The sequence below is a fragment of the Intrasporangium sp. genome (assembly GCF_032907665.1).
In the GTDB taxonomy this organism is placed as follows: Bacteria; Actinomycetota; Actinomycetes; order Actinomycetales; family Dermatophilaceae; genus Intrasporangium.
In genome coordinates this window covers 1-1,517 of record NZ_JAJJPG010000226.1, presented here as the reverse complement: position 1 = coordinate 1,517, position 1,517 = coordinate 1, and the positions used below count along the sequence as shown (strand labels likewise).

The window sequence follows — 1,517 nt, the reverse complement described above, 5'->3', positions numbered from 1 at the left end:
GGTCGGTGTCGGTGCTGTCGTCCCCGGCGCCGACCCGGTCGTGGCCGGTCGCGCCGTGATCTCATCGGTCGGCACGCCATCGTTCGTCAACCGGCCCACGAGCACCCGACGCTGCTCGGTGAGCACGCTCCGGGCGCTCTTCAGCCCCGCGGGCTTTGTCGCCCGCGGCCACGACCGGAGCAGCTCGTCGAGGTCGCGGACGACGGCGACGAGCAGCGCCTCGTCGGGCACGGCGCGGCGGGTGGGGACGGGCGGAGGCGGTTGGGGCAGGTCGAGCCGGAGACCGCAGCCGCTGAGGAGCCCGAGGGCCGCGGCAGCACCTCCGACGAGCAGGAGGCGACGCGGGGGAGTGAACCGTGGCTCGCGAACCCGTGACCCGCTCGTCCGGGTGTCGCCACTCATGCGTCAGATCCTGCCATGGGCCACCTGTCGGTCGCGCAGGCGAGGTCCTGCCTCGCGGGCCGACTGGACCCGCCCGGTCGGTCCGCTGTCGGTGGCGGGCGGTGTGCCCTGCGCACGGTTAGAGTAGGTTCACGCGGCGGCGTCCGAGAAGGGCGTGCGCCGAATTCGAGAAGAGCAGGAGGTGCTGGCGATGAGCACGGCCGACCAGGTCAGAGCCACCATCGAGCCCGCTCTCGCGCCGCTCGGACTCGTCATCGACGATGTCACGGTCGGCCCGGCCGGCAAGCGTCGGCTGGTCCGCGTCCTCGTCGACACGGACATCGCCGGCCTCGACCCGGCAGACACGTCGAGCCCGGTGCCACCCCTGTCCCTCGACGCCGTCGCGGATGCGACCCGCGCCGTGAGCGCCCGGCTCGACGACTCCGACGTCATGGGGAGCGGCCCCTATGTCCTCGAGGTCAGCTCGCCCGGAATCGGGCGGCCCCTGACGACGCGGGACCAGTTCCGCAGGCAGGTCGGCCGACTCGTCGAGGTCGTGCACTCCGAGGGCACGACCACCGGGCGGCTCACCGGCGTCGACGCCGACCGCCTCACCATCGAGGCCCCCGCTACGAAGAAGGTCGGGGCGCGCGTCGAGACCATCGGGCTGGACTCGGTCCGCACGGGCACGGTTCAGGTCGAGTTCACGCGGTCCGACGCCGCCGCAGCCGTTGACCCGGAGGCCGGCGGCGCCGGCCCGGAGGAGGAGAACTGATGGACATCGACCTTGCGGCCCTCCGTGCCCTCGAACGCGAGCGGGACATCAGTCTCGAGGTGCTCATCCCCGCGATCGAGCAGGCCCTCCTCGTCGCCTACCACCGCACCGAGGGCAGCCATCGCGTCGCCCGAGTCGAGCTCGACCGCAAGACGGGGCACGTCGTCGTCTGGGCGCGTGAGGAGGGCGAGCTCCTGCCGGCGGAGGAGGGCGAGCGGCCCCAACGCGGCGAGCCGGGGCCGGAGTTCGACGACACCCCCGAGGGCTTCGGTCGCATCGCGGCCTCGACGGCCCGGCAGGTCATCGTCCAGCGCCTGCGAGACCTCGAGGACGAGGCGATCCTCGGCGACTTCAAGGGCCG

General features: G+C 73.2%; 2 protein-coding genes and 1 pseudogene. 2 read left to right on the top strand and 1 reads right to left on the bottom strand.

Translation table 11 applies throughout. From position 1 onward, the window contains the following. Positions 1-402: pseudogene (locus tag LOY02_RS18580) on the bottom strand (hypothetical protein); the annotation flags it as partial. Between the two features lie 190 nt (positions 403-592). Between LOY02_RS18580 and rimP the strand changes: the two are divergent. Both rimP and LOY02_RS18570 read left to right on the top strand, forming a co-directional pair. Beyond that, positions 593-1,156: a ribosome maturation factor RimP gene (gene rimP / locus LOY02_RS18575; protein WP_317183852.1), complete on the top strand. Its 564-nt coding sequence runs from the start codon at positions 593-595 to the stop codon at positions 1,154-1,156. Further along, positions 1,156-1,517 (top strand): NusA N-terminal domain-containing protein (locus LOY02_RS18570; RefSeq protein WP_317183851.1); only part of this gene is annotated, 362 nt, incomplete at its 3' end. The genes rimP and LOY02_RS18570, both read left to right, overlap by 1 nt.